At 70.7% G+C, this 21,076-nt stretch carries 19 protein-coding genes and 1 pseudogene; 7 read left to right on the top strand and 13 right to left on the bottom strand.

Annotation, left to right across the window (positions count from 1 at the left end; translation table 11 throughout):
- Window positions 1–43 precede the first annotated feature (43 nt).
- Together DSY14_RS14410 and DSY14_RS14405 are read right to left on the bottom strand one after the other, a co-directional pair.
- Window positions 44–703: a response regulator transcription factor gene (locus DSY14_RS14410; protein WP_211717059.1), complete on the bottom strand. Its 660-nt coding sequence runs from the start codon at window positions 701–703 to the stop codon at window positions 44–46.
- Complete coding sequence (locus DSY14_RS14405; protein ID WP_211717058.1) at window positions 678–2,018, bottom strand: sensor histidine kinase; 1,341 nt, start codon at window positions 2,016–2,018, stop codon at window positions 678–680. The genes DSY14_RS14410 and DSY14_RS14405 overlap by 26 nt, the downstream gene beginning before the upstream one ends.
- Before the next feature lie 338 nt (window positions 2,019–2,356).
- Between DSY14_RS14405 and DSY14_RS14400 the strand changes: the two genes are divergently transcribed.
- The 3 genes from DSY14_RS14400 to DSY14_RS14390 all read left to right on the top strand — a co-directional run bounded on the left by DSY14_RS14400 (window position 2,357) and on the right by DSY14_RS14390 (window position 7,553).
- Complete coding sequence (locus DSY14_RS14400; protein ID WP_211717057.1) at window positions 2,357–3,121, top strand: ABC transporter ATP-binding protein; 765 nt, start codon at window positions 2,357–2,359, stop codon at window positions 3,119–3,121.
- A gap of 5 nt (window positions 3,122–3,126) precedes the next feature.
- A complete protein-coding gene (locus tag DSY14_RS14395; RefSeq protein ID WP_211717056.1) occupies window positions 3,127–5,838 on the top strand; it encodes an ABC transporter permease in 2,712 nt (903 codons plus the stop codon).
- 104 nt (window positions 5,839–5,942) lie between these two features.
- The gene (locus tag DSY14_RS14390; protein ID WP_211717055.1) at window positions 5,943–7,553 is read left to right on the top strand and encodes an MFS transporter; all 1,611 of its coding nucleotides are present in this window, start codon (window positions 5,943–5,945) and stop codon (window positions 7,551–7,553) included.
- On the opposite strand, the gene DSY14_RS14385 is transcribed toward DSY14_RS14390, so the two are convergent.
- The 5 genes from DSY14_RS14385 to DSY14_RS14365 form a co-directional block, all read right to left on the bottom strand.
- A complete protein-coding gene (locus tag DSY14_RS14385; RefSeq protein ID WP_211717054.1) occupies window positions 7,541–7,837 on the bottom strand; it encodes a hypothetical protein in 297 nt (98 codons plus the stop codon). The two genes, DSY14_RS14390 and DSY14_RS14385, sit on opposite strands and share 13 nt — an antisense overlap.
- Before the next feature lie 117 nt (window positions 7,838–7,954).
- Window positions 7,955–8,218 (bottom strand): hypothetical protein, encoded by a 264-nt coding sequence (locus tag DSY14_RS14380; RefSeq protein ID WP_211717053.1) that lies wholly within the window; start codon window positions 8,216–8,218, stop codon window positions 7,955–7,957.
- A gap of 88 nt (window positions 8,219–8,306) precedes the next feature.
- On the bottom strand, window positions 8,307–9,134 hold the full coding sequence (locus DSY14_RS14375) for a polyprenol monophosphomannose synthase (protein WP_211717052.1): 828 nt from the start codon (window positions 9,132–9,134) through the stop codon (window positions 8,307–8,309).
- Window positions 9,135–9,297: 163 nt separating this feature from the next.
- Window positions 9,298–10,104 carry a DeoR/GlpR family DNA-binding transcription regulator gene (locus DSY14_RS14370; RefSeq protein ID WP_211717051.1) on the bottom strand — a complete coding sequence of 269 codons (807 nt, stop codon included), beginning with the start codon at window positions 10,102–10,104 and terminating at the stop codon, window positions 9,298–9,300.
- A 62-nt stretch (window positions 10,105–10,166) separates the two neighbouring features.
- On the bottom strand, window positions 10,167–10,346 hold the full coding sequence (locus tag DSY14_RS14365) for a hypothetical protein (RefSeq protein ID WP_211717050.1): 180 nt from the start codon (window positions 10,344–10,346) through the stop codon (window positions 10,167–10,169).
- Between the two features lie 102 nt (window positions 10,347–10,448).
- Here DSY14_RS14365 and DSY14_RS14360 point away from each other — a divergent pair, with 102 nt between their 5' ends.
- Window positions 10,449–11,219: a 4'-phosphopantetheinyl transferase superfamily protein gene (locus tag DSY14_RS14360; protein WP_211717049.1), complete on the top strand. Its 771-nt coding sequence runs from the start codon at window positions 10,449–10,451 to the stop codon at window positions 11,217–11,219.
- A gap of 120 nt (window positions 11,220–11,339) precedes the next feature.
- Here the strand turns inward: DSY14_RS14360 and DSY14_RS14355 are convergent, their stop codons facing one another.
- Window positions 11,340–12,500: an acyl-CoA dehydrogenase family protein gene (locus tag DSY14_RS14355; protein WP_211717048.1), complete on the bottom strand. Its 1,161-nt coding sequence runs from the start codon at window positions 12,498–12,500 to the stop codon at window positions 11,340–11,342.
- Between the two features lie 244 nt (window positions 12,501–12,744).
- On the opposite strand from DSY14_RS14355, the gene DSY14_RS14350 reads away from it, so the two are divergent.
- On the top strand, window positions 12,745–13,647 hold the full coding sequence (locus DSY14_RS14350) for a LysR family transcriptional regulator (protein ID WP_211717047.1): 903 nt from the start codon (window positions 12,745–12,747) through the stop codon (window positions 13,645–13,647).
- 254 nt (window positions 13,648–13,901) lie between these two features.
- A complete protein-coding gene (locus DSY14_RS14345; protein WP_211717046.1) occupies window positions 13,902–15,221 on the top strand; it encodes an ABC transporter substrate-binding protein in 1,320 nt (439 codons plus the stop codon).
- Here DSY14_RS14345 and DSY14_RS14340 read toward each other — a convergent pair.
- From DSY14_RS14340 to DSY14_RS14320, 5 genes are all read right to left on the bottom strand, one after another.
- Window positions 15,218–15,937: a TVP38/TMEM64 family protein gene (locus DSY14_RS14340; RefSeq protein ID WP_211717045.1), complete on the bottom strand. Its 720-nt coding sequence runs from the start codon at window positions 15,935–15,937 to the stop codon at window positions 15,218–15,220. The genes DSY14_RS14345 and DSY14_RS14340 overlap by 4 nt on opposite strands.
- Window positions 15,938–15,961: 24 nt before the next feature.
- Complete coding sequence (locus tag DSY14_RS14335) at window positions 15,962–17,170, bottom strand: AI-2E family transporter (protein ID WP_211717044.1); 1,209 nt, start codon at window positions 17,168–17,170, stop codon at window positions 15,962–15,964.
- Between the two features lie 5 nt (window positions 17,171–17,175).
- Window positions 17,176–18,591 carry a cell wall metabolism sensor histidine kinase WalK gene (locus DSY14_RS14330; protein ID WP_211717043.1) on the bottom strand — a complete coding sequence of 472 codons (1,416 nt, stop codon included), beginning with the start codon at window positions 18,589–18,591 and terminating at the stop codon, window positions 17,176–17,178.
- 143 nt (window positions 18,592–18,734) lie between these two features.
- Window positions 18,735–19,580, bottom strand: a complete 846-nt coding sequence (locus DSY14_RS14325; RefSeq protein ID WP_211717042.1) for a TIGR03943 family protein — start codon at window positions 19,578–19,580, stop codon at window positions 18,735–18,737.
- Window positions 19,577–20,647: a permease gene (locus DSY14_RS14320; RefSeq protein ID WP_211717041.1), complete on the bottom strand. Its 1,071-nt coding sequence runs from the start codon at window positions 20,645–20,647 to the stop codon at window positions 19,577–19,579. Before DSY14_RS14320 ends, DSY14_RS14325 begins: the two co-directional genes overlap by 4 nt.
- 107 nt (window positions 20,648–20,754) lie before the next feature.
- On the opposite strand from DSY14_RS14320, the pseudogene DSY14_RS14315 reads away from it, so the two are divergent.
- Window positions 20,755–21,076: pseudogene (locus DSY14_RS14315) on the top strand (hypothetical protein); the annotation flags it as partial.

The following is a 21,076-nucleotide window of genomic DNA, read 5'->3' as shown; positions in this document are numbered from 1 at the left end:
GCGGGCCGGATGACCCGCCCGACCGTGTCCGTCGCCCCGCCTCTCAGGCCCAGCCGGCGTCGTGGGCGAGGATGGCGGCCTGGACCCGGTTGGACATCTCCAGCTTGGCCAGGATCCGGCTCACATGGGCCTTGACGGTGGTCTCGCGCATGCCCAGGGAGCGGCCCGCCTCGGCGTTCGACTTGCCCTCGGCCACCGCGATGAGCACCTGGCGCTCGCGTTCGCTGAGCACCGACAACCGTTGCACGGCGTCCTGCCGACCGGCCGCCGAGTCGGCGGGCGCGGGTGAGGCGAACCGCTCCAGCATGCGCTTGGTCACGCTGGGCGAGAGCATCGCGTGCCCCTCGTGCACGGTGCGCACCGCGCTGATGAGGTCACGCGGTGGGGTGTCCTTGAGCAGGAAACCGACCGCACCGGCGCGCAGCGCGCTGTGCACGTACTCGTCCAGGTCGAAGGTGGTGAGCAGCACCACGCGTGGGGAGTCGGGAAGGGCGGTGATCCGGGTCGCGGCGGTGAGCCCGTCGGTACCGGCCATCCGGATGTCGAGCAGCACCACGTCGGGGGACAGCTCCTCGACCAGGCGGACGGCGTCCTCACCGTCGTCGCCCTCCCCCACCACCTCGATGTCCGCTGCGGACTCCAGAATCATCCGTAGTCCGGAGCGGACCAGGTGTTCGTCATCGACCAGGATCGTGCGGATCACGCGTGGACGCCTCTTCTTCCTCGGGGCCATGGGGTGGGGTGTCGTTCCGAGCGCCCTCGTCGGCGTCGGTCGGTTCGTCGTCTTCGTGCACCGGCAAGATAGCGCGCAAACGCCAACCGCCCTCCGGGCAGGGACCCGAGCCGATCCGCCCACCGGCCAGCTGGACGCGCTCGCGCAGCCCGGTCAGACCGTAACCGCTGCGCGGGGGCGGGTTGACCGGCCCGGGGGCCGCCTCGTTGGCGACCTCCACCTCCAGGTGCGTGGAGGTGTGGTGCACCCAGACGTGCACGGTGGCGCCGGTGGCGTGCTTGGCGGCGTTGGTGAGGGCCTCCTGGACGACCCGAAAGGCGGTGCGCTGCGTGGACACCGGCAGGTCCAGGGCCGCACCGGTCTCCCGCAGACGGACGTCCATGCCCGCTCCGCGCCACTCGCCGAAGAGGCGTTCGAGGTCGCCCAACACGGGCTGTGGGGCGGTCGGCGCGGCCTCGCCCTCGTCGTCGCGCAGCACCCCGAGGATGCCCCGGAGCTCGGCGAGGGCCTCCCGACCGGTCGTACGGATGAGTCCGGCCGCCTCACCGGTGCGCTCGTCGGAGGCCGACACCTCCAGACCGCCGGCGTGCAGCACCATGAGGCTGACCCGGTGCGCGACCACGTCGTGCATCTCCCGGGCGATGCGCGTGCGCTCGGCGGCGATGGCCTGGTCGGCCATCATGTGCTGTTCCCGTTCGAGGCGTTCGGCGCGCTCCTTGAGACGGACGATCAGTTCGCGTCGGGTGCCGATCCACAGACCGGCGATGGTGGGCACGACCAGGAAGGGGATCGCGGTCATCACGAACGAGATGACGGCGACGTTGAAGATGAGGGCGTTGGCCAGACACGCCAGGGCGAACCAGCCGGTGAGGGTCCTGCGGTCGCTGAAGTACGCCGGGTAGGAGTACAGCCCCACCATGAGCGGGATCGGGTTGCCGTACAGGACCAGCATGAGCAGCCCGGCCAGCAGGAGCCAGCGGGGGGCGCTGCGGCGCCACAACATCGTCGCCGAGGCCAGGAGGCCCGGGACGAAGTAGATGAGCAGGCCCACGACCAGCATCCACGCCCACGGCGCCAAGAGCTCGGTGATCACCTCGACCGGGCCCGACAACAGTCCCAGGACACCACCGCTGGTGCCCGCGACCATCGTCACACCGCTGAAGGGCAGTGTGAACACCGCGAAGGACCAGTCCGCCAAGCGGAACCGGCGGTCCCACCACCACTTCCCGTTGTGCCGCGCCAGGGCGGCGACTCCGTCCTTGTGCTCTCTCAGCCAGCCGTTCACCCGACCGAGTCTAGGACGGAGGACCCGCGGGGCCACATCGCCGGGTCCGGGGCGGGCCGTCGCGGGTCCGATGGTCGGTCGGTCGCGTTCGGCCTGGTACACGGGGGCCGTTTGCACCGGGCCCCGGGCCGGGGCGGTCGCACCCCCCGACGAAAGTAGGGGGTCGGACCCCACTTAGGCATCGCGAACCCGGCGTCCATCGTGCCTTTGGCCGATACGCGGTTCGGTCTCCGGGGGGAGGTTTCGGGGCCTGTCACGGGCCTAGCGTGAGGGACACGCCGGATCGCACCGATGCACCGGCGACGATCCGATCCCCACACACCCAGGAGTCAACCGCCGTGAGTACGCCCGCAGCGCAGTCCCCGTCCCCGGTCCAGGCCCCTCCGGTCGTCGTGGCGCGGGGTCTCACCAAGACCTACGACACCGGCGGCAGCCAGGTGCACGCCCTCGCCGGAGTGGACGTGGATTTCCACCGGGGCGCGTTCACCGCGATCATGGGCCCCTCCGGATCCGGCAAGTCGACCCTCATGCACTGTCTGGCGGGGCTCGACGTGGCCACCTCGGGCACCGTGCACCTGGGCCGGACCCAGATCACCGGCATGCGCGACGGCGACCTCACGCTGCTGCGCCGTGACCGGATCGGCTTCATCTTCCAGTCCTTCAACCTGCTCCCGATGCTGACGGCCGAGCAGAACATCCTGCTCCCCTCCCAGATCGCCCGGCGCAAGGTCGACCAGGAACGCTTCGACCACATCATCGACGTGGTGGGACTGCGCGACCGCCTCGGCCACCTTCCCGCCAAGCTGTCCGGAGGACAGCAGCAGCGTGTGGCGGTGGCGCGGGCGCTGCTCAACGCCCCCGAGGTCGTCTACGCCGACGAGCCCACCGGCAACCTGGACTCTCGTTCGGGCGCCGAGGTCCTGGCCTTCCTGCGCGACTCCGCCAAGGACCTGCACCAGACCATCGTCATGGTCACCCACGACCCGGTCGCCGCGTCCTACGCGGACCGCGTGGTGTTCCTGCGCGACGGCCGGCTCGTCGACGAGGTCGTCGACCCCACCGCCGAGGTCGTCTCCGAACACCTGTTGAAGCTGGAGGCCTGAGCCCGATGCTGCGCACCACACTCGCCGGGCTCAGGCTGCACGTCTCCCGGTACGTCACCACGATCCTGGCCATCATGCTGGGCGTCATGTTCGTGGCGGGGACCCTGGTCTTCGCCGACACCCTGGAGGCGAGCTACGAGAAGTCCGTGATGGGGTCGGCGACCAGCGTCGACGCCATCGCCGTCCCCGATCCGGTGGAGGACGAGGACGGTTTCCCCGGCGACCCCGTCCCGTTCGACCAGAGCGTGCTCGACGACATCCGCGCGCTGCCCGAGGTCGCCGAGGCCGACGGACTGATCCGCGGTCAGGCCGTCCTGTTGGACGCCGAGGGCCGTGCCTTCGGGTTCACGCCGCCCACCGCCGTCGCGTTCGGTGAGACCACCCGCTTCAGCGCGAGCGAGGGCGAACTGCCCGCCGCCGACGACGAGATCGCCCTGGCCACCTCCACCGCGGACCAGACCGGGTTCGAGATCGGCGACACCGTCACCGTGCTCGACACCGAGCAGGACAAGCGCGACTTCACCCTCACCGGTCTGGTCGACTTCGGTGTGGACACCGGCTACGCCTTCGGCGGCGCGGTGGTCTTCGCTCAGGACGACATCCAGCAGATGACCGGCGCGGAGGGCTACTCCGAGCTGAACGCCCTGGCGACCGACGGCACCTCCGACGAGGACGCCGCCGCCGCGATCGCCACGGTCACCGGAACCGACGTCCAGACGGGCGCGCAGTTCGGTGAGGAGATGGCCGAGAGCGCGGGCGGGGACACCGAGATGCTCCGCGTGGCCCTGTTGCTCTTCGGCGTCATCGCGATGTTCGTCGCCGGGATCGTCATCTACAACACCTTCGCGATCCTCATCGCCCAGCGTCAGCGCGAACTCGCCCTCCTGCGCTGTGTGGGCGCCAAGCGCGGCCAGGTGTTCCGTTCGGTGCTGACCGAGTCCTTCGTGGTCGGCTTCTTCGCCTCCGCTCTCGGCGTGCTCGCCGGTGTCGGCGTCGGTGCGGCCGGAGCGCGCTTCGGCGGCCCGTTGATGGGCAACGAGGCCACGGCCTCCCTGGTGGTCACCCCCACCGCGGTGATCGTCGGCCTTCTGATCGGCACCCTGATGACGGTGTTCTCCGCGCTCATCCCGGCCACCCGGGCCACGCGGGTGGCGCCCCTGGCGGCGCTGCGCACCAGTGCCACGGCCTCCGGTCTGGAAAAGGGCACCGGGTGGGTGCGCGCGGTGTTCGGTGTGCTCGCCTTCGCCGTCTCCGCCGCGCTCGTGGCCCTGTCGCAGATGGGTCCGACCGACACCACCGGACTGTTCATCGTGACCGGCGCCGCCATGACCGCCTTCGTCGGCGTCGTCGTCCTCGGTCCGCTCCTGGTGCGCGGGATCGTCCGCGTGATCGGGATCCCGCTGCGCCGCACGGGGGTGCCCGGCATGCTGGCCGTGGACAACTCCACCCGGAGCCCGCGCCGTGCCGCCACCGCCATGATCGCCCTCACCGTGGGCGCCACCCTGATCACCGGCTACTCGGTGATCAGCGACTCGTTCGAGACCACACTGACCGAGCAGCTCGAACGCGAGTTCCCGGTGGACTACCAGGTGAGCGCGCAGTACAACCCCGAGGACCAGGCGAACACCGACGGGTCGGAGGACGACGACGCCGCGGAGGGCGCCCAGGGCGGGGACGGCCTGGAGGAGGGCTCCCCGAACGAGGACGGTGCCGTCGAGGGCCCCGCGACCGAGGACGAGACCACCGACAGCGCTTCCGTCGACGGTCTGCCCGTCGACGAGTCGACCGGTGACCCGCTCGTGCCGAGCGAGATCGAGCAGACGCTGTCCGACAGTCCGCAGGTGGGCAAGGTGATGTCCGAGCGCTTCACCATGGTGGACGAGGACCCCGACGACTTCAGCACCATGGCACTGCCCGTGAGCGCGTACTACGGCGCCGAGATGGGCGTCGACATCAGGGGCGAGGCCATCGAGGGCGACCTGTCCGATCTCGAACCCGGCAAGGTCCTGCTCACCGAGAACAGCGCCGAGGGTCAGGGCGTCGGTGACACCCTCACCATCCCCGCTCCCGGAGGCGACCTCGACCTGGAGATCGCCGCGATCGTGGAGACCAACGCGACGTTCTGGGGCGCGGTCGTGGACCCCGAGGACTTCACCGCCGCCTTCCCCGAGATCCAGGAGGCCCGCTACCTCCACCTCCGGTCCGCCGACGGCGCCGACCCGGCCGACGTGCGCGATGCCGTCTACTCCGCGGTCGAGGAGTACCCGACCGTGCAGGTCATGTCCGTCGCGGAGATGAAGAACCAGTTCTCCGAGATGATGGACATCGCCTTCTACACCATCGCGGCGATGCTGGGGCTGGCGATCATCATCGCGGTGTTCGGTATCTCCAACACGATGGCGCTGTCGGTACTGGAGCGCACCCGTGAGTCCGCGCTCCTGCGGGCCCTGGGGCTGGCCAAGCGGCAGCTGCGCCGGATGCTGAGCGTCGAGGCCGTGCTGCTGTGCATGATCGGCGCGGGCATCGGTATCACCCTGGGTGTGCTGTTCGGTTGGGCGGCGGCCGCCGCGGTCCTGCCGGGCCTGGTGTTCAGCGTCCCCGTCGTCCAGATCGCCGTGTTCATCGCGGTGGCGATCCTGGCCGGCCTGCTCGCCGCGGTGCTGCCCGCCCGTCGGGCGGCCGGGACCTCCATCACCGGAGCGCTCGCCAGCGAGTGATCGCGGTCCGGTACCGCTGGAACCGAGAGGGGAACACGGCGCGGACCCTCGCCTTCGGGCGAGGGTCCGCGCTTTAGTGTGGGCGATGGAGGAAGGGGGCCCTGATGAGGGGTGCGAACTCGACGCCCACGACCACCGGACGGGTGGCCTGGGGGACGCCCGCGGCTCGTTGGATGCTGACGGCCACCGTCCTGGGATCGGGCATGGCGTTCCTGGACTCCACCGTCGTCACGGTGGCCCTGCCCGCCATCCAGGAGGACCTCGACACCGGCCTGGCGGGCCTGCAGTGGATCGTCAACGGCTACATGGTCACGCTGTCCGCGCTGATCCTGCTGAGCGGGTCGCTCTCGGACCGGTTCGGCCGGGTGCGCCTGTTCATGGTCGGGGTGGCGCTGTTCGCCCTGGCCTCGGCCCTGTGCACGTTCGCACCGAACCTGGAGTGGTTGGTGGGAGGACGGGTCGCCCAGGGGGTGGGCGGTGCGCTGCTGACCCCGGGAAGTCTGGCGATCCTGCAGGCGGGGTTCCGGGAGGACGACCGGGCCCGGGCGATCGGCGCGTGGTCCGGGCTCACGGGTGTGGCCGCCGCGGTCGGCCCGTTCCTGGGCGGGTGGCTGGTGCAGCTCGGCGACTGGCGGCTCATCTTCCTCATCAACCTGCCCATCGCGCTCGTGGTGTTGGCGATCGCGCACTTCAAGGTGCCCGAGTCACGGGACACCTCGGCCACGGGCGGCCTGGACTACGGTGGCGCTCTCCTGGGCGTGGTGGCGCTGGCCGGCATCACCTACGCCCTGATCCAGTGGGGCGCCGTGGGCGGCACCCCGGCGGTGTGGACCGGCGCGGTGGTGGGTGTGCTGGCGCTCGTGGTGTTCCTTGTGGTGGAGGCCCGCGCGCGCACGCCCATGCTGCCGCTCGGGCTCTTCCGGTCGGCGCCGTTCAGCGCGACCAACGCCTCCACCGTGGTGATCTACGCAGCACTGGGGACCCTGCTGTTCCTGATGGTCATCTACCTGCAGGAGGTCGCCGGATACTCGCCGATCGCCGCGGGCGCGGCCTCCCTGCCGCTGACCATCCTCATGCTGACGCTGTCGGCGCGCTCCGGAAAACTCGCCTCGCGGATCGGCCCGCGCACCCAGCTGGTGGTGGGTCCGCTATTGCTGGCGGCCGGACTGATCTGGCTGTCGCGGATCGGTGAGCAGGCCCCCTACCTCACCGAGGTGTTCCCCGGGGTACTGCTGGTGGCTCTGGGGATGTCCACCACGGTGGCCCCGCTGACCGCGACGGTGCTGGCCTCGGTGCCCGAACGGCACGCCGGTCTGGCATCGGGGGTGAACAACACGTTCGCGCGTGGAGCGCAGTTGATCGGTGTGGCGGCGATCCCCGCCCTCGCCGGGATCGGCGGTGCCGGGGGCGGCACCTCGGGGTTGGCCGACCACTTCGGCTCGGCCATGCTCATCCTGGCGGGGCTGGCGGTGGCGGCGGCGCTGTGCGCCCTGGCGCTGCCGCGCGGGCGGATGCCCGAGGCGGCGGAGGCCGCGTACCGGGGGTCGGTCCCCGAGGAGAAGGCCGGGACCGTGGAGGAACTCGCCCAGGACCACCCCCTGCGCTTCTGCGCGGTGTCCGGGCCGCCGATGCGCTCCTGCCCGGGATCCAGCGCCGGATCGACCATCGACGGTGACCGACCGGGAGGGCACGACCCGGGTTCTCAGTCCTCGTAGCCCTCCGGGGGCCGGTCGGTGACGGCCTCGGGGTCGGGCACCACGCTGAGGGCCTCCTCCTCGGCGCTGCGATCACCGCCCCAACGCTGTCGTGGGATGGCCGCCGCCAGGTGCTCGGCCCGGACTCCGTCGGTGATCCCCATCCGGCCACGACTGTCGTCGTCCTCGAAGTCGTAGACGAGGATGTCGAAGTCGGGGTCGAGGAACACCTGCCGCTGGGCGACCTCGGTCGCCTGGGGGTCGTCCCCCAGGTCGAGGTCCACTTCGTAGGGTCGCTCGATCACGTTGTCCGCCTCCTTTCCTCACGTCGATCATCACATATCCATGTGCACTTGTGAAGAAATCGTGGAACGACGCGACCCCGGGGCCCTCTCAGGGCGCTCCGGGGTCCGCTCCGCATCTCACGCGTCGGGGTCGTCCACCTCGTGGATCGCCTCCTCCTCGGCGTCGGGTGCGTCGAGGTCGAAGTCCTCGCGAGGAATGACGTCGTCCCGCTCCAGACGCACGTCCTCGTCGATACCGAGTTCGCCCTGGCCCTCCGCCTCCGCGAAGGTGTAGCCGTAGACGGGCGCGTCGGGCTCCTGGCGGCTCTCCGCCTCGGCGACCTCGCTCTCCTGGGGATCGTCTCCCATGTCGGAATCGACGTCATACGGTTGTTCGGACATTGTTGTCGCCCCCTTTCGCTCTCCCCCGATGGTCGCAGGTCGACCGGGTGAGACGAAGAAGGACACGGACGTCGATCGAACGGAGGGCTCAGCCCCGCCGTCGGGCGTTCTCCGCCCGGCGCAGGCGCAGGGGACGCAGGGCCGCCTCCAAGGCCACCGCCCCGTCGAGCTTGCTCTCGCCCTCCACACGGTCCTCGAAGTGGATGGGCACCTCCACGATCTTCTGGCCGCGCCGGAAGGCCCGGTAGTGCATCTCCACCTGGAAGGCGTACCCGGTGCTCTCGATGCTCGCCAGGTCCAGCCCGCGCAGGGCCGAGGCGCGCCAGATCTTGAAACCGGCCGTGACGTCGCGCACCGGGATGGACAGCACCGTCTTGACGTAGGCGTTGGCCCAACCGCTGAGCAGGCGGCGACGCAGTCCCCAGGCCTCGGACAGGCTTCCGCCGGGCACGTAGCGGCTGCCGATGACCACCCCGGCGTTGGTGGAGTGCAGGGTGCCCAACAGTTGGGGCACGTAGCCCACCGGATGGCTGAGGTCGGCGTCCATCTGCACCACGTGGTCGGCGCCGTCGTCCAGGGCGCGGGTCATACCCTCCACGTAGGCCCGCCCCAGCCCGTCCTTCTTGGTGCGGTGCACGACGGTGAGCCTGCCGGTCGCGGCGCCGCCGAGTTCGTCCGCGAGCTCGTCGGCGATCTTCCCGGTGCCGTCGGGCGAGTTGTCGTCGACCACCACGATGCGCAGTTCCGGCAGGTCCAGGGCGACGAGGCGGGCGACCAGGCGCGGAAGGTTCTCCGCCTCGTCGTACGTGGGGACCACCACGGTCAGGCGCGAACTCCGCCAGGGTTCGGGGAGCGCCACCGGTGCGGGGGCGACCCGGACCGGCACGGGCGGGAGGTGCGTCGGAGGGGAGTGCATACGCGGCGGCTCCTGGCGTCGTGGCGGTCGTGCGGGGGGTCGTACCGGTGAGTAGGTCGATACAGGATCACGCATCGGAGGTTCACCGTACAAGTGCGCGCGAACGATCGGTGCCGCGCTCTCCCCCGGGCGCCGATCGGAGGGACACCGACCCGCCCGTGGGTCACTGCCCTCGTTCGTCGACCGCCACGACGACGTGGACCAGTGCCCCGATCTCCTCCAACGTCATGATCACCTCGGGGTCGGCGCCCGAGTCGGTGACCAGGTGCGCGATGTTCTCCGGAGCGACGGTCGTCACCATGGTGTCGGCACCGATCTTGGTGTGGTCGGCCAGGACGATGGTCTCCTCCGCACAGGCCGACAGCGCACGATCGACACCGGCCACGGCCGGGTTGGGGGTGCTCAGGCCCCGCTCGGCGCTCACCCCGTTGCCGGAGAGGAACGCCCGGTTGACCCGCAGTCCGGAGAGTGTGGCCTCGGCGGCGGCACCGACCAGCGCGCGCATGGGCGCGTGCACGGTTCCGCCGGTCATGACGATCTCCACACCGGGGGCACCGGCCAGGGCGTCGGCGACCGGAAGCGCGTTGGTGACCACCGTGAGGTCCCCGTGTCCGCGCAGGGCCCGCGCCAGCGCCACGGCGGTGCTGCCCGGTCCGATGGTGACGGCGTCGCCCGGACGCGCCAGACGGGCCGCGGCCGCGGCGATGGCGGCCTTCTCGGCCGCGCACTGTTCGCTCTTGCCGGAGTAGCTCTGTTCGTGGCCGATCCGACCGGGCAACGCGACCCCGCCCCGACGCCGGTCCAACAGACCCTCGGCCTCCATGGCACGCACGTCACGCCGGACGGTCACCTCCGAGGCACGCACCTTGGCGGCCAGGTCGCGCAGGGACATACTCCCGTTGGCACGGACCAGTTCCAGGATGTGTTCCCGGCGTTCGGCACCGAACGCCGGACGGCTCTCCTCGGACATGGACGGCGGCCCTTCCTCGTGCGATCGGTGGTGCGCGGCGGGGGAACGCCCCGACCACCGAACTAGAGTACGGACCGGCCGTGGGGCTCCGACTCCGGGTGCTGCACCTCCCTCTCCTGGGTCTGGCTCTCCTGCGTCTCCCGGGTCTGCGATCTCTCGGTGAGGAGGGTCACCAGGACGACGATGGTGAGGGCGACGAGTCCGACGAGGGCTCCCGCGCCGAACAGCATCACGACAGACATCTGAGCCTCCAAGGGGGCGGGCCGACCTGCCACTTACCGAATGCCCACTCCGACTTGCGCTCACACCACCCGAGCGCGGGAAGATCAGGGACAATGGTGCACATGACCCACGGCTCCTCACCTCTCGAATCCACGGTGTGGTGGGCCCACACCTCCGCCGCGAGCGATCGCCTGCTGAGTCTGCTGGACGAGGCCGAGCGCACCCGTAACGCGCGGTTCCGTCTCCAGGCCGACCGCGACCGCCACCTGCTGGGGCGTTCCCTGGCCCGTCTGGCGCTGGCCGAACGTGTGGGCCGCACCCCCGAGGAGATCGTCTTCGACCTGCGCTGTCGCTCCTGCGAGGACAAGGCCCGGACCGGCGCGGGCGGAGGCGACGGCTCCCCGCACGGCAAACCGGTGCCGATCGGCGCCGCGGCGGGTTGGGAGATCTCGGTGAGCCACTCCGGGGAGTGGGTGGTGCTGGCCCTGGCCGAGGGCGTCCCCGTGGGGGTGGACGTGGAGCGGGTCTCGGACGCGCGCGACCTGGACGGCCTGGCCGGCTACACGCTGGCCGACGCCGAGCGGCGGGAGTGGGACGCCCTTCCGGAACCGGGGCGGGTGGAGGCCTTCTTCGGCTACTGGGCGCGCAAGGAGGCCCTGCTCAAGGCGACCGGGTTGGGCCTGTCGGGAGGGCTGCGCCGGGTCTCGGTCACTCCGCCGCACACCCCTGCGCGGCTGGTCGACTGGGAGGGCGGGGGCCGGCCCGCGTCGGCGTGGCTGGGGGACCTGGACCGCGGCACCGACTATCGGTCGGCCCTGGCCGTGCTCACCGACCGCGAGGTGACGCCCACGGTGGTCCCGCCCGAGGCCACCCGGGAGTTGCTGCGCCGCTAGGCGGGTTCTCCGAGGGCCTGCGCCGCCCTGCGACCCGGGTTCCGGTGCCCACCGTCACGGCGGGCACCGCGGTCTCCGTCCGGGGCCGTACCGCCGTGGCGGTGCGACCCCGGGGCTCGATCAGTCGCCGGCCTCACGGGCCAGGTGGCGGCCGATCACCATGCGCTGCACCTGGTTGGTGCCCTCCACGATCTGCAGGACCTTGGCCTCGCGCATGTAGCGTTCCACCGGGAAGTCGCGCGTGTAGCCGTACCCGCCGAACACCTGGACCGCGTCGGTGGTCACCTTCATGGCGGTGTCGGTGGCCATGAGTTTGGCCATGGCGGCCTGTTTGCCGAAGGGCCGACCGGCGTCGCGCAGACGGGCGGCGGACAGGTACAGCTCCCTGGAGGCGGCGACCTGCGTGGCCATGTCGGCGAGGAGGAACCCCAGCCCCTGGAAGTCACCGATGGCGGTGCCGAACTGGTGGCGTTCGCGGGAGTAGGCGACGGCGGAGTCCAGCGCCGCCTGGGCCAGGCCCACGGCGCAGGCCGCGATCCCCAGACGGCCCGAGTCCAGGGCGGACAGGGCGATGGGGAACCCTCGCCCCTCCTCCCCCACCCGGGCCTCCACGCCGATCTCGACGTCCTCGAACAGGACACCGGCGGTGGTGGAGGAGCTCATTCCCATCTTGCGTTCGGGGGCGGCCGCGCTCAACCCGGGGGTGTCGGCCGGCACGTGGAAGCAGCTGATGCCCCGGGCACCGGAGTCGGGGCCACCGGTCCGGGCGAAGAGCGCGTAGTAGTCGGCCTCACCACCGTGGGTGATCCACGCCTTGGCGCCGTTGACGCGGTAGCCGGCGTCGGTGCGCTCGGCGCGGGTGGTCAACGCGGCGGCGTCCGAGCCGGAGGTGGTCTCGGACAGGCAGTAGGCGCCCAGGAGCTCACCGCCGACCAGGGCGGGCAGGTGCGCGGCCTTCTGCTCGTCGGTGCCGAAGGCGGCCAACGGGTAGCAGGACAGGGTGTGGACGCTGACCCCCAGGCCGACCGCGAGCCAGCCGCGGGCCAGTTCCTCCACCACCTGGAGGTAGACCTCGTAGGGCTGGTCACCGCCGCCGTAGGTGTCGGGGTAGGGCAACCCCAGCAGACCGGAGCGGCCCAGGGTGGTGAAGACCTCGCGCGGGAAGACGGCGTTCTCCTCGTCCTCGGCCGCGCGCGGGGAGATCTCCTTGTCCACGATCGCCCGGGTCAGCTCCAGGAGCTGTTCGGCCTCGGGTGTGTGCAACGTGCGTTCGACCGCCATGAGCTCTCCCACGATTACGCGCCCAGGTGCGCGTGGAACCCACCACGCGGGGACACCGCGGTTTAGTAGGTCGTCCAACTACAGAGTGACGCACGGCACCCTATCCCACAAGCACCACACCGAAGGCATCCAGGGCCTGGACAGGGGAACCTCTCCCGCCCTCACGACTGAACGCGACGCTCACCACACGCCCGGTCGCTTGGGCGTCTGTACACGAGAGGGCACCGCGCCTTAGATTCCACGCATGGACCTCGAACTCCGCCATCTGCGCACCCTCTGCCTCCTCGCCGACACCGGCAGCGTGACCAAGGCGGCCGCGGCACTGTCCACGTCGCAACCGGCCCTGACCACGCAGTTGCAGCGGATCGAGCGCGAGGTCGGCGGATCGTTGTTCCATCGTGGACGCGCGGGGGTGCGCCCCACCGAACTGGGCGAGTTCGTCCTGCTCCGGGCCCGCGCGGTGTTGCTGTCCATGGACGACCTGCTGCACGACGTGAGCGCGCGCGGCGCCGCGCCGGCCGCCTTGCGCATCGGCGGGGTCGGGCCGCTCACGGTGGAGCTGTCCGGACGACTCCCCGAGATCTTCCCCGACGTTCCGGTCCACGTGCGCACGGAGTACTCCCCCAAGCTGGTCACCGACCTGGTCCGCGCCGGCCGTCTCGACCTGGGCACCACCATCGACTACGTGGACCGCGACCTGACCGCGGACGGCCCCCTGGCCTGGGCGATGCTGGCGGTGGACCCGCTGCACGTGGCGCTGTGGGCCGACCACCCGCTGGCGGACCGGACGTACATACGCCTGGCGGACCTGGCCGAGTGCCCGTGGGCACTCACTCCCCCGGACGGGACGGGATGGCCCGAGTGCTTCTACGTGGCCTGCCGACGGGCGGGGTTCAACCCGGAGGTCCCCTACCGGTTGCACGACCGTTCGGAGATCCGGGACCTCATCGCCGACCGTCGAGCGGTGGCGCCCTGTCAGTCCGACTTCGACAAGGGCCGCGGCGTGGTGGTCCGCCAACTGGAGGGAGCCCCGATCCAACTCCGGCACCTGTTGGTCTGGCGGCGCGACGGCGCGGTGCACCAGGCCGCCGACCGGATCGCGCGCGTCGCGCGGGAGATCATCGACCACAGCGCCGAGAAGGTCTGACGGCGCACGGACGCCCCTGGGGGCCGGATGCCCCACGGGGGTGTCCGGCCTCCTCGTGCGTGGTCGCACCGGACGGGGACGGCAGGGGGTTACCGGCGGTTGCAGTCTTCGTTCCCGTTCGTATGATGTTTACCAGTCGGTAACGTACCGACCAGTAGGTAACTCCCCCGCACCTCCTCCGAGCAACGACGCCGTCTTCCCCATGGCCCGAACGGGCCTGCCACGAAGGCGTCTCCGACGTTCAGGAAGACCACATGCGACCACTGAACATCATCGCCTCGGCGCTCGCCGTCGCGGTTCTCGCCACCTCGTGCGGCGACTCCGAACCGACCGACGGGACCGGCACCGAGGAGAACCCCACTCCGGGGGTCACCGACGACAGCATCGTCATCGGCACCCACCAACCGCTCACCGGAGCCGCCTCACCCGGCTTCGTGCACGTCTCGACCGGCGCGCGCGCCGTGTTCGACCACATCAACGACCACGGCGGCATCCACGGCCGTCGGATCGACTACCGCGTCGAGGACGACGCCTTCGACCCCGCACGGACCATGGACGTGACGCGGGACCTCATCGACGAGCAGGAGATCTTCGCGATGTTGGGCGGGCTGGGCACCCCCACCCACGAGGCGGTGATCGACGACCTCAACGCCGAGGGCGTACCGGACCTGTTCGTCTCCTCCGGGGCCCTGGCCTGGGACTCGCCCGAGGAGTACCCCTACAGTTTCGGCTTCCAGGTGGATTACTCCAAGGAGGCCAAGATCCAGGGCTCCTACATCGCGGAGCACTTTCCCGGCGACGACGTCGGGCTCCTGTACCAGAACGACGACGTCGGCCCGTCCTCGCACGCCGGGATCGAGCAGTACCTCATCGACGACATCGTCGCTTGGGAATCCTACGACCCCGGCGTGCCCGAACTCGACGGACAGGTCGCCGAACTGAAGGAGGCCGAGGCCGACGTCGCGGTCTGCTACTGCATCCCGGCCTACCTGGGGATGGCCATCCTCGAAGCCCGTTCCATCGGGTACGAACCGCAGTGGGTGGCGCCCAGCTTCGGTGGCGACGTCGAGATCATCACCGAACTGATCGGTCGGTACGCCGAGGGCACCCCCGCGGAGGACGTACCTCCGGAGGCCTTCACCGACGGTCTGATCATCACGGCCTTCCTCCCGATGGCGGCCCAGACCGAGGACCCGTGGACCGCGTTCTTCCGCGAGATCCACGACGAGTACAACGAGGGCGCCCCCTTCACCGACACCACGGTGTACGGCATGGTGCAGGCCGTGCTGTTCGCCCGGCTGCTCATGGAGGTGGGCCCCGACCTGGACCGGGAGACCCTGGTCAGGACCCTCGAATCACGGGAGTGGGAGGGTCCGGGGCTCGTGCCGTTCGTGGCCACCGAGGAGGACCACAGCGGGTACGCCGGGGTGATGGTGGTCCAGCACCACGCCGGAGAGGAACCCGAGGTCCTCCAGGAACCGCGGGTCACCGACAGTGACGGCGGCGAGATCCTGCCCTTCGACCTGGAACGGCCCGCCCCCGACGAGATCGTCCTGCACGACGGGGAGGACTAGACCCCGCTCGTGGGACCACCAGGAGTGCTCTGGGGTTCGGGCGCCGGCGGGGCGTGGGTCACCAAAGGACCGCGTCCCCGCCCCGGCCCGGAACGGCGCGCGTACGCCCACCACACCACGGCGATCAGCACCGCGACCGTTCCCGTGCCCACCGCCACCGGAAGCCCGAGATCGGTTCCGCCCGCGCCGATGAGGACCATCGCCGCGGTGGCGGGCACCGACCCCAGCGCCGTGCCCACGACGAAGGGCGTCACCGGGATCATGGTCAGCCCGAAACCGTAGTTGACCATCTGGTAGGGGATCACCGGGATCAGGCGCAGCTGCACCACCGCGAGCAGCGCGCGAGGCCCGGCGAGCCCCTCCAGGTACCCGCGGACCCTCGTGGGCAGCCGGCGCGCGAGCGCGTCGCCGGCGACGTACCGAGCGACCAGGAACTGGGCGAGGGCGGCCAGCACGCCACCGACCAGGGCCAGGGCCAGCCCGCTCACCGGGCCGAAGAGCACCCCGCCGGCCACGTTCAACGCCGGACGCGGCACGAGCGCCTGCACCGCCAGGACGTAGGCCGCCAGGTAGGCGAGGAAACCGGCGGTTCCGGCATCGGCGGTCCAGGCCCGCACCACCTCCGGGTCGGGACCGAACAGCAACGTCCAGACCAGCAGCGCGACCCAGGCGGCGAGCAGTGCCGCGCGCGGCAGGCGGCGCCTCGTGTTCTCCATTCGGCCCAGCCTAGGGCCGGGTTCTCAGCGTCGTTCCAGACGGGGGAAGACCACCTTCTTGAGCACCAGGGTGAGCGCCGCCGCCGTGGGGATGGCCAGCAGGGCACCGACCAGACCCAGCAGCGCGCCACCGACCAGAGCGGCGGTGATGTTCACCGTCGGGGCCACGTCCACCGCGTGTCGCATCACCCGCGGTGCGAGCACGTAACTCTCGATCTGCTGGTAGATCAGGAAGAAGACGAGGGTGAGCAGACCGAGCCAGGGGTCGACCACCCCCACGGCCAGTGTGGCGATCACGGCGCCGATGGTGGTCCCCACCAGGGGGATCAACGCGGTGACCGCGATCACCAGGGCCAGCGTGAGCGCGTAGGCCGATCCGATCGCCCACAGGAAGAGGAACGCCACCACGCCGCCGAAGGCGGCCACCACCAACTGCCCGGCGATGAAGGCGCCGATGCGCTGGACGATCTCGTCACCGATCTCGCGGACCCCCTCCCGGCGCGAGCGGGGCACGAACCGGTAGGCGACGTCCATGATGCCGGGCAGGGAGGCCATGAAGAACAGGGTCAGGATGAACACCGTGAAGACGGCGAACAGCCCGTTGAACACCACCTGGCCCACCCCGACGAGCCCGCCGAAGACCTGCTGTCCGACGTCGCCGGAAGTGACGATCCCCTGGAGGCGATCCAGGAGGTTGTAGCGCTGGTCCAGCTCGCGGAAGAACGTCGTGTTCTGCAGATGGTCGATGGCGCCGGGCAGACCGGAGACGAAACTGCTGACCTGCTCGGAGAGGGGCGGAATGATCGCCCAGACGAAGACGGCGGTGAAGAGCAGCAGGGCCATGCAGACGGTGAGGATGGCCGCCCAGCGGGGTAACCGCAGTCGGCGACGCAGGAGCTCGATGACCGGGTTGAGGCCGATCGCGAGGAAGAGCGCCACCATGATGTAGACGAAGACCGCCCGGGCGCCGGTGAGCGCCTCCACCATCAGCCAGGCGCTGAGGACTCCCAGCGCGCCGACGAACCCCATGACGAAGTAGTTGGGGCCGCCCGAGGCGTCGCCGTCGGGCCGCTCGACGGGGATCGGTCCCGCTCCCCCGCCGGAGTCCTGGGGCGTGGGCTCGTGCGCGGGGTCCTGTTCGGGTTCCCGCGCGGGTTCCTTGGCCGGTTCCTTCTCGGGCCCCGGGGGCGACGGTTTCCTCTCGCCTTCGGGACCCGGCGCGTCGACGCTCATGGGCGTTACTCCGTCGGCTCGATCCGGTCGGGGATGCGCAGGGTGAACAGCGCACCGCCGAGCATGTCGCTGTGTCCGGCGACCAGGGTGCCGCCGTAGGCGTGCACGATCTCCCGGGAGATGGGCAGACCCAGACCACTGCCCCCGGGGTCGCGTTTCTTGGACTCCGACAGCCGGGAGAAGCGTTCGAAGACGCGCTCGCGGTCCTTCACCGGGATGCCCGCGCCGTCGTCGTGGACCTCGACGACCGCGTGTGCGTCGTCGTGGCCGATGATGACGTCGATGCGGCTGTCGGCGTGGCGTTCGGCGTTGGCGATGAGGTTGGTCAGCACCCGCACCAGACGCAGCCGGTTGACCTCGACGTGCACCGGTGCGGAACCGTGCACGCGCAGCTGCGGGTGTCGGCGCGGGTCCACGAACTCCTCGGTCACCAGAGCCCCCAGTTCCAGCCGTTCGCGGCTCATGGCCACGTCGGTGTCCAACCGGGCCAGTTCCAGCAGGTCCGAGACGATGTTCTCCAACCGCTCGGTGTCGGAGAGCAGCCCGGTGAGCAGGCGTTCGCGGGCACGCTGGTCCGGCTCGGGGTCGGAGAGTTCGACCTCCAGCTTGGTGCGCATGCCCGCGATGGGGTTGCGCAGTTCGTGGGAGGCGTCGGAGACGAAGCGGCGTTGGCGCACCATGGCGTCCTCCAACCGCCCGAGGCCGGCGTTGGCGGTGCGGGCCAGGTGCGCGATCTCGTCGTCGCTCGGGGGCACGGGTACCCTGCGGTGCAGGTCGCTGACGGAGATCCGGTCGATCTCCTCGCTGATGTTCTCCACCGGTCGCAGCGCGCGTCCCACCCCGTACCAGATGGTCGTGGCGCTGACCGCGAGCAGCGCGAGCGACATGCCGCTCAGCGCCAGGCCGAGGGTGTAGCCGGCGAGGATCTGGGGGGTGCGGGTGGCGGCGAGGACGATGACGTCCCCGTAGGCGGAGTCGGAGACGGCGTAGCCCACCACCTGGAGGCAGTCATCGGGCTGGATGCCGGCGATCTCGCCGCAGACGATCGTGTCCATGCGGAAGTCGTCGCGGGGCGGTTCCTCGTAGGTCAGTGCCGGCAGGCCGCGCAAGGCGTTGCTGGCGGCGAGGACCTCGTGGGTGTCCTGCTGGATGATCTGCAACCGCACGATCGGCTCGGTGGCCGGAATAGCGCCTTCGTACCGGTTAGTCATGATGTATTCGGTTACTTGCCGTGCCGTTTCCGAGGCCCGATCCTGCAACTGGTTCAGCACCGTCTCGCGGATGAGCGCGTAGGAACTCACCGAGACGACCACCACGATGAGGGCCAGGACGGCGACGGCCCACACCGTCACCCGGGCTCGGATGGACCGGGGGCGCAACCATCGCCACCCTGCCCGCGGCCGTTCCTGGGGTTCTGACACGCACTCATTGTCACCCAGGAACGACCCGAATCCGTGAATTGGCGACGGTGTGGCGGAACCGAGGAACGATCAGAGCACAACCGCTGGTCACGTGGGGTGCGGGGGTCGTCACGACGGGCGTTCGACGACCCCCGCTCCGGCCGTTACTCGTAGGGGTCCGGGGGGTTGGTGACCTCGTCCATCTGCAGGGTGGCGAACTCGTGCTCGGAGACGTCGTAGAGGTCGCCCTCGGGCTCCACCCAGGTGCCGCGGACCGTCCACCAACTGTCGGCCTCGGGGGCCGGCTGGTCGGTGATGAGAACCTTGTTGACCACCGCGTCCGCCGCGCAGCACGCCATCTGCAGACGGGCCAGGTACCAGCCGTCACCGTCCTCGGTGGGAACGGCGAAGCCGGTGAGTTCGATCTCGCGGTCGGCCATCTCCCGCTCGTCGTCGATCCAAGCGCGCATCACGAACTCCTGGATGCCGAGGGGCACGACGTCGCCCGGCCCGGCCTCGGAGAGGGCGTCGTTGAACCTGGACGCGCCGCGGTCGTCCCGGGGCGGTGGACCGGAGGAACCCCCGGTGCTCTCCACCGTGTAGGAGCCCAGGGCCGGCGGTGCGACGACGAAGACGGCGACCACCGGGAGCAGGAGCAGCCACGCCACCCGGGGGGCCCGGGCGTGGTCGTGGCCGTGACCGTCATCGTCGTCGTGCCCGTCGCCGTGGTCTCCGACCGGGTCGGCTCCGTGCACGGAGGCGTCGGCGGTCGCGTTCGCGGCGGCGGCCGTCTCGGGGGTGACCTCCTCCTCGTCCAGAGCGCCGCGTTCACCGCGGACCTCGGCCACGATGACGAGGACTCCGAGACCGACCATGACGATTCCGGCGGCGATGAGGAACGGGCCGAACCCCGCCTTGACCCAGTTCAGGTACAGGTCGGTGGGAACGGTACTGGTCAGCGCCGCGGCGCCGAGCAGCACGAGCGTGAGGCCCTGCGCGATGCGGTTCACAGGATCAGAGCTCCGATCAGGAACGTACTGAGGAGGCCGACCACCAGGCACAGGGGGGCGAAGCGGGCGACGAAGCGCCAGCCGAACACCCCCGCCTGCATCGCGATGAGCTTGAGGTCGACGATGGGGCCGATGACCATGAACGCGAGCTTGGCGGTGGGCGAGAAGTCGGTGAGGCTGACCGCGACGAACGCGTCGGCCTCCGAGCAGATGGACAGCAGGATGGCGAGCAGGGCGAGCACCAGCACCGAGATGATCGGGGCCTCGGCCACCGCCAGCAGCCAGGCGCGGGGCACCATCACGTTGAGGGTGGCGGCGGCCAGGGCGCCCACCACCAGGTAGCCACCGGCGTGCATGATGTCGTGCAGCATCGACTCACGGAAGACCTGCCACTGGGACGCACCGGGGGTGTGGGTGCGGGAGGGCAGACGGAGCCAGTCGGTGCGGCCGAAGCGCACCCAGATCCAGCCGATGACCACCGACGCCAGCAGCGAGGCCACGAAGCGGGCCAGCACCATCTCCGGCTGCCCGGCGAAGGCCACCGCGGTGGCGATCATGACGATCGGGTTGATGGAGGGCGCGGCGAGCAGGAACGTCAGGGCGGCGGCCGGCGCGACCCCGCGCTTGATGAGACTTCCGGCGATCGGCACCGAGGCGCATTCGCACCCCGGCAGCAGGGCGCCCGAGGCGCCCGCGACGGGGACCGCTCGGCTCGCCTTCTCCGGGATGAACCTGCGGTAGACGGAGGTCGGGACGAAGGCGACCAGCGCCGCGGACAGGGCCACTCCGAAGACCAGGAACGGCATGGCCTGGAAGCTGATCGCCGTGAAGATGGTGGCCCAGGCGAGGAACGCCTGGCCGGTCAGCTCGTCGGACAGCCACGCGTGGCCGAAGGCCATCGCGGTGATGATCAGGGCGAACAACCAGACCGTGCCGGTTCTGCGTGATCCGGGCCGCTTCCCCCAGTCGGCGGGGGGCAGTTCGTCTCCGCGGTCGTCCCAGCCACCGGCGAGCGAGTCGCCGAGTGAACCGGACGAGGCGGAGCCTTGTGTGGTCCGTTCGGACAACGGGGTACTCCGTGGGGCTCGGTTGGGAACTCCCCGAATGGTAACCGAAAATCGTTTTCGTTCGCGTCGGTGACACCGCGCCTGTGGACGATGACGGGGCAGGCCCCATGACCGGGGTCGCGCCCACGGGCTTCTCCCCCGCAGCCCGCCGTGACGCGCGTCTCTCCGGCCGGCGCTCATGGAACCGAGAACGGCGCCGTCCCCACCACCGGAGGCGCTCCGAAGGCCCCCTGGTCACCGCGAGCCTCGGCGGCACCATCGAGTGGCACGGCCCGCTCCTGTACCGGACCACGGCCACGCCCGTCCTCGACGTGGTCTCCTTCCCCGGATCCGACCCGCTGGTCGGCACCACGCCGGCCTTCGGCACCTCCGCCGTGGGGTGCGTCGCACGCCCTGCGGGGCCGCGCCGGTGCCCGGGCGCACTTCCCC

This window comes from Nocardiopsis sp. MG754419 (assembly GCF_018207095.1).
Classification (GTDB): Bacteria; Actinomycetota; Actinomycetes; order Streptosporangiales; family Streptosporangiaceae; genus Nocardiopsis.
Note: the sequence above shows the minus strand (reverse complement) of the source record. Positions and strands in the feature narration are given on the sequence as shown.

What these genes read in the sequence shown, in the direction of transcription:
- DSY14_RS14395 (WP_211717056.1), top strand. Translation starts at nt 3,127, where the DNA reads ATGCTGCGCACCACACTCGCCGGGCTCAGGCTGCACGTCTCCCGGTAC.
- DSY14_RS14390 (WP_211717055.1), top strand. Translation starts at nt 5,943, where the DNA reads ATGAGGGGTGCGAACTCGACGCCCACGACCACCGGACGGGTGGCCTGG.
- DSY14_RS14380 (WP_211717053.1), bottom strand. Translation starts at nt 8,218, where the DNA reads ATGTCCGAACAACCGTATGACGTCGATTCCGACATGGGAGACGATCCC.
- DSY14_RS14375 (WP_211717052.1), bottom strand. Translation starts at nt 9,134, where the DNA reads ATGCACTCCCCTCCGACGCACCTCCCGCCCGTGCCGGTCCGGGTCGCC.
- DSY14_RS14370 (WP_211717051.1), bottom strand. Translation starts at nt 10,104, where the DNA reads ATGTCCGAGGAGAGCCGTCCGGCGTTCGGTGCCGAACGCCGGGAACAC.
- DSY14_RS14365 (WP_211717050.1), bottom strand. Translation starts at nt 10,346, where the DNA reads ATGTCTGTCGTGATGCTGTTCGGCGCGGGAGCCCTCGTCGGACTCGTC.
- DSY14_RS14360 (WP_211717049.1), top strand. Translation starts at nt 10,449, where the DNA reads ATGACCCACGGCTCCTCACCTCTCGAATCCACGGTGTGGTGGGCCCAC.
- DSY14_RS14355 (WP_211717048.1), bottom strand. Translation starts at nt 12,500, where the DNA reads ATGGCGGTCGAACGCACGTTGCACACACCCGAGGCCGAACAGCTCCTG.
- DSY14_RS14350 (WP_211717047.1), top strand. Translation starts at nt 12,745, where the DNA reads ATGGACCTCGAACTCCGCCATCTGCGCACCCTCTGCCTCCTCGCCGAC.
- DSY14_RS14345 (WP_211717046.1), top strand. Translation starts at nt 13,902, where the DNA reads ATGCGACCACTGAACATCATCGCCTCGGCGCTCGCCGTCGCGGTTCTC.
- DSY14_RS14340 (WP_211717045.1), bottom strand. Translation starts at nt 15,937, where the DNA reads ATGGAGAACACGAGGCGCCGCCTGCCGCGCGCGGCACTGCTCGCCGCC.
- DSY14_RS14335 (WP_211717044.1), bottom strand. Translation starts at nt 17,170, where the DNA reads ATGAGCGTCGACGCGCCGGGTCCCGAAGGCGAGAGGAAACCGTCGCCC.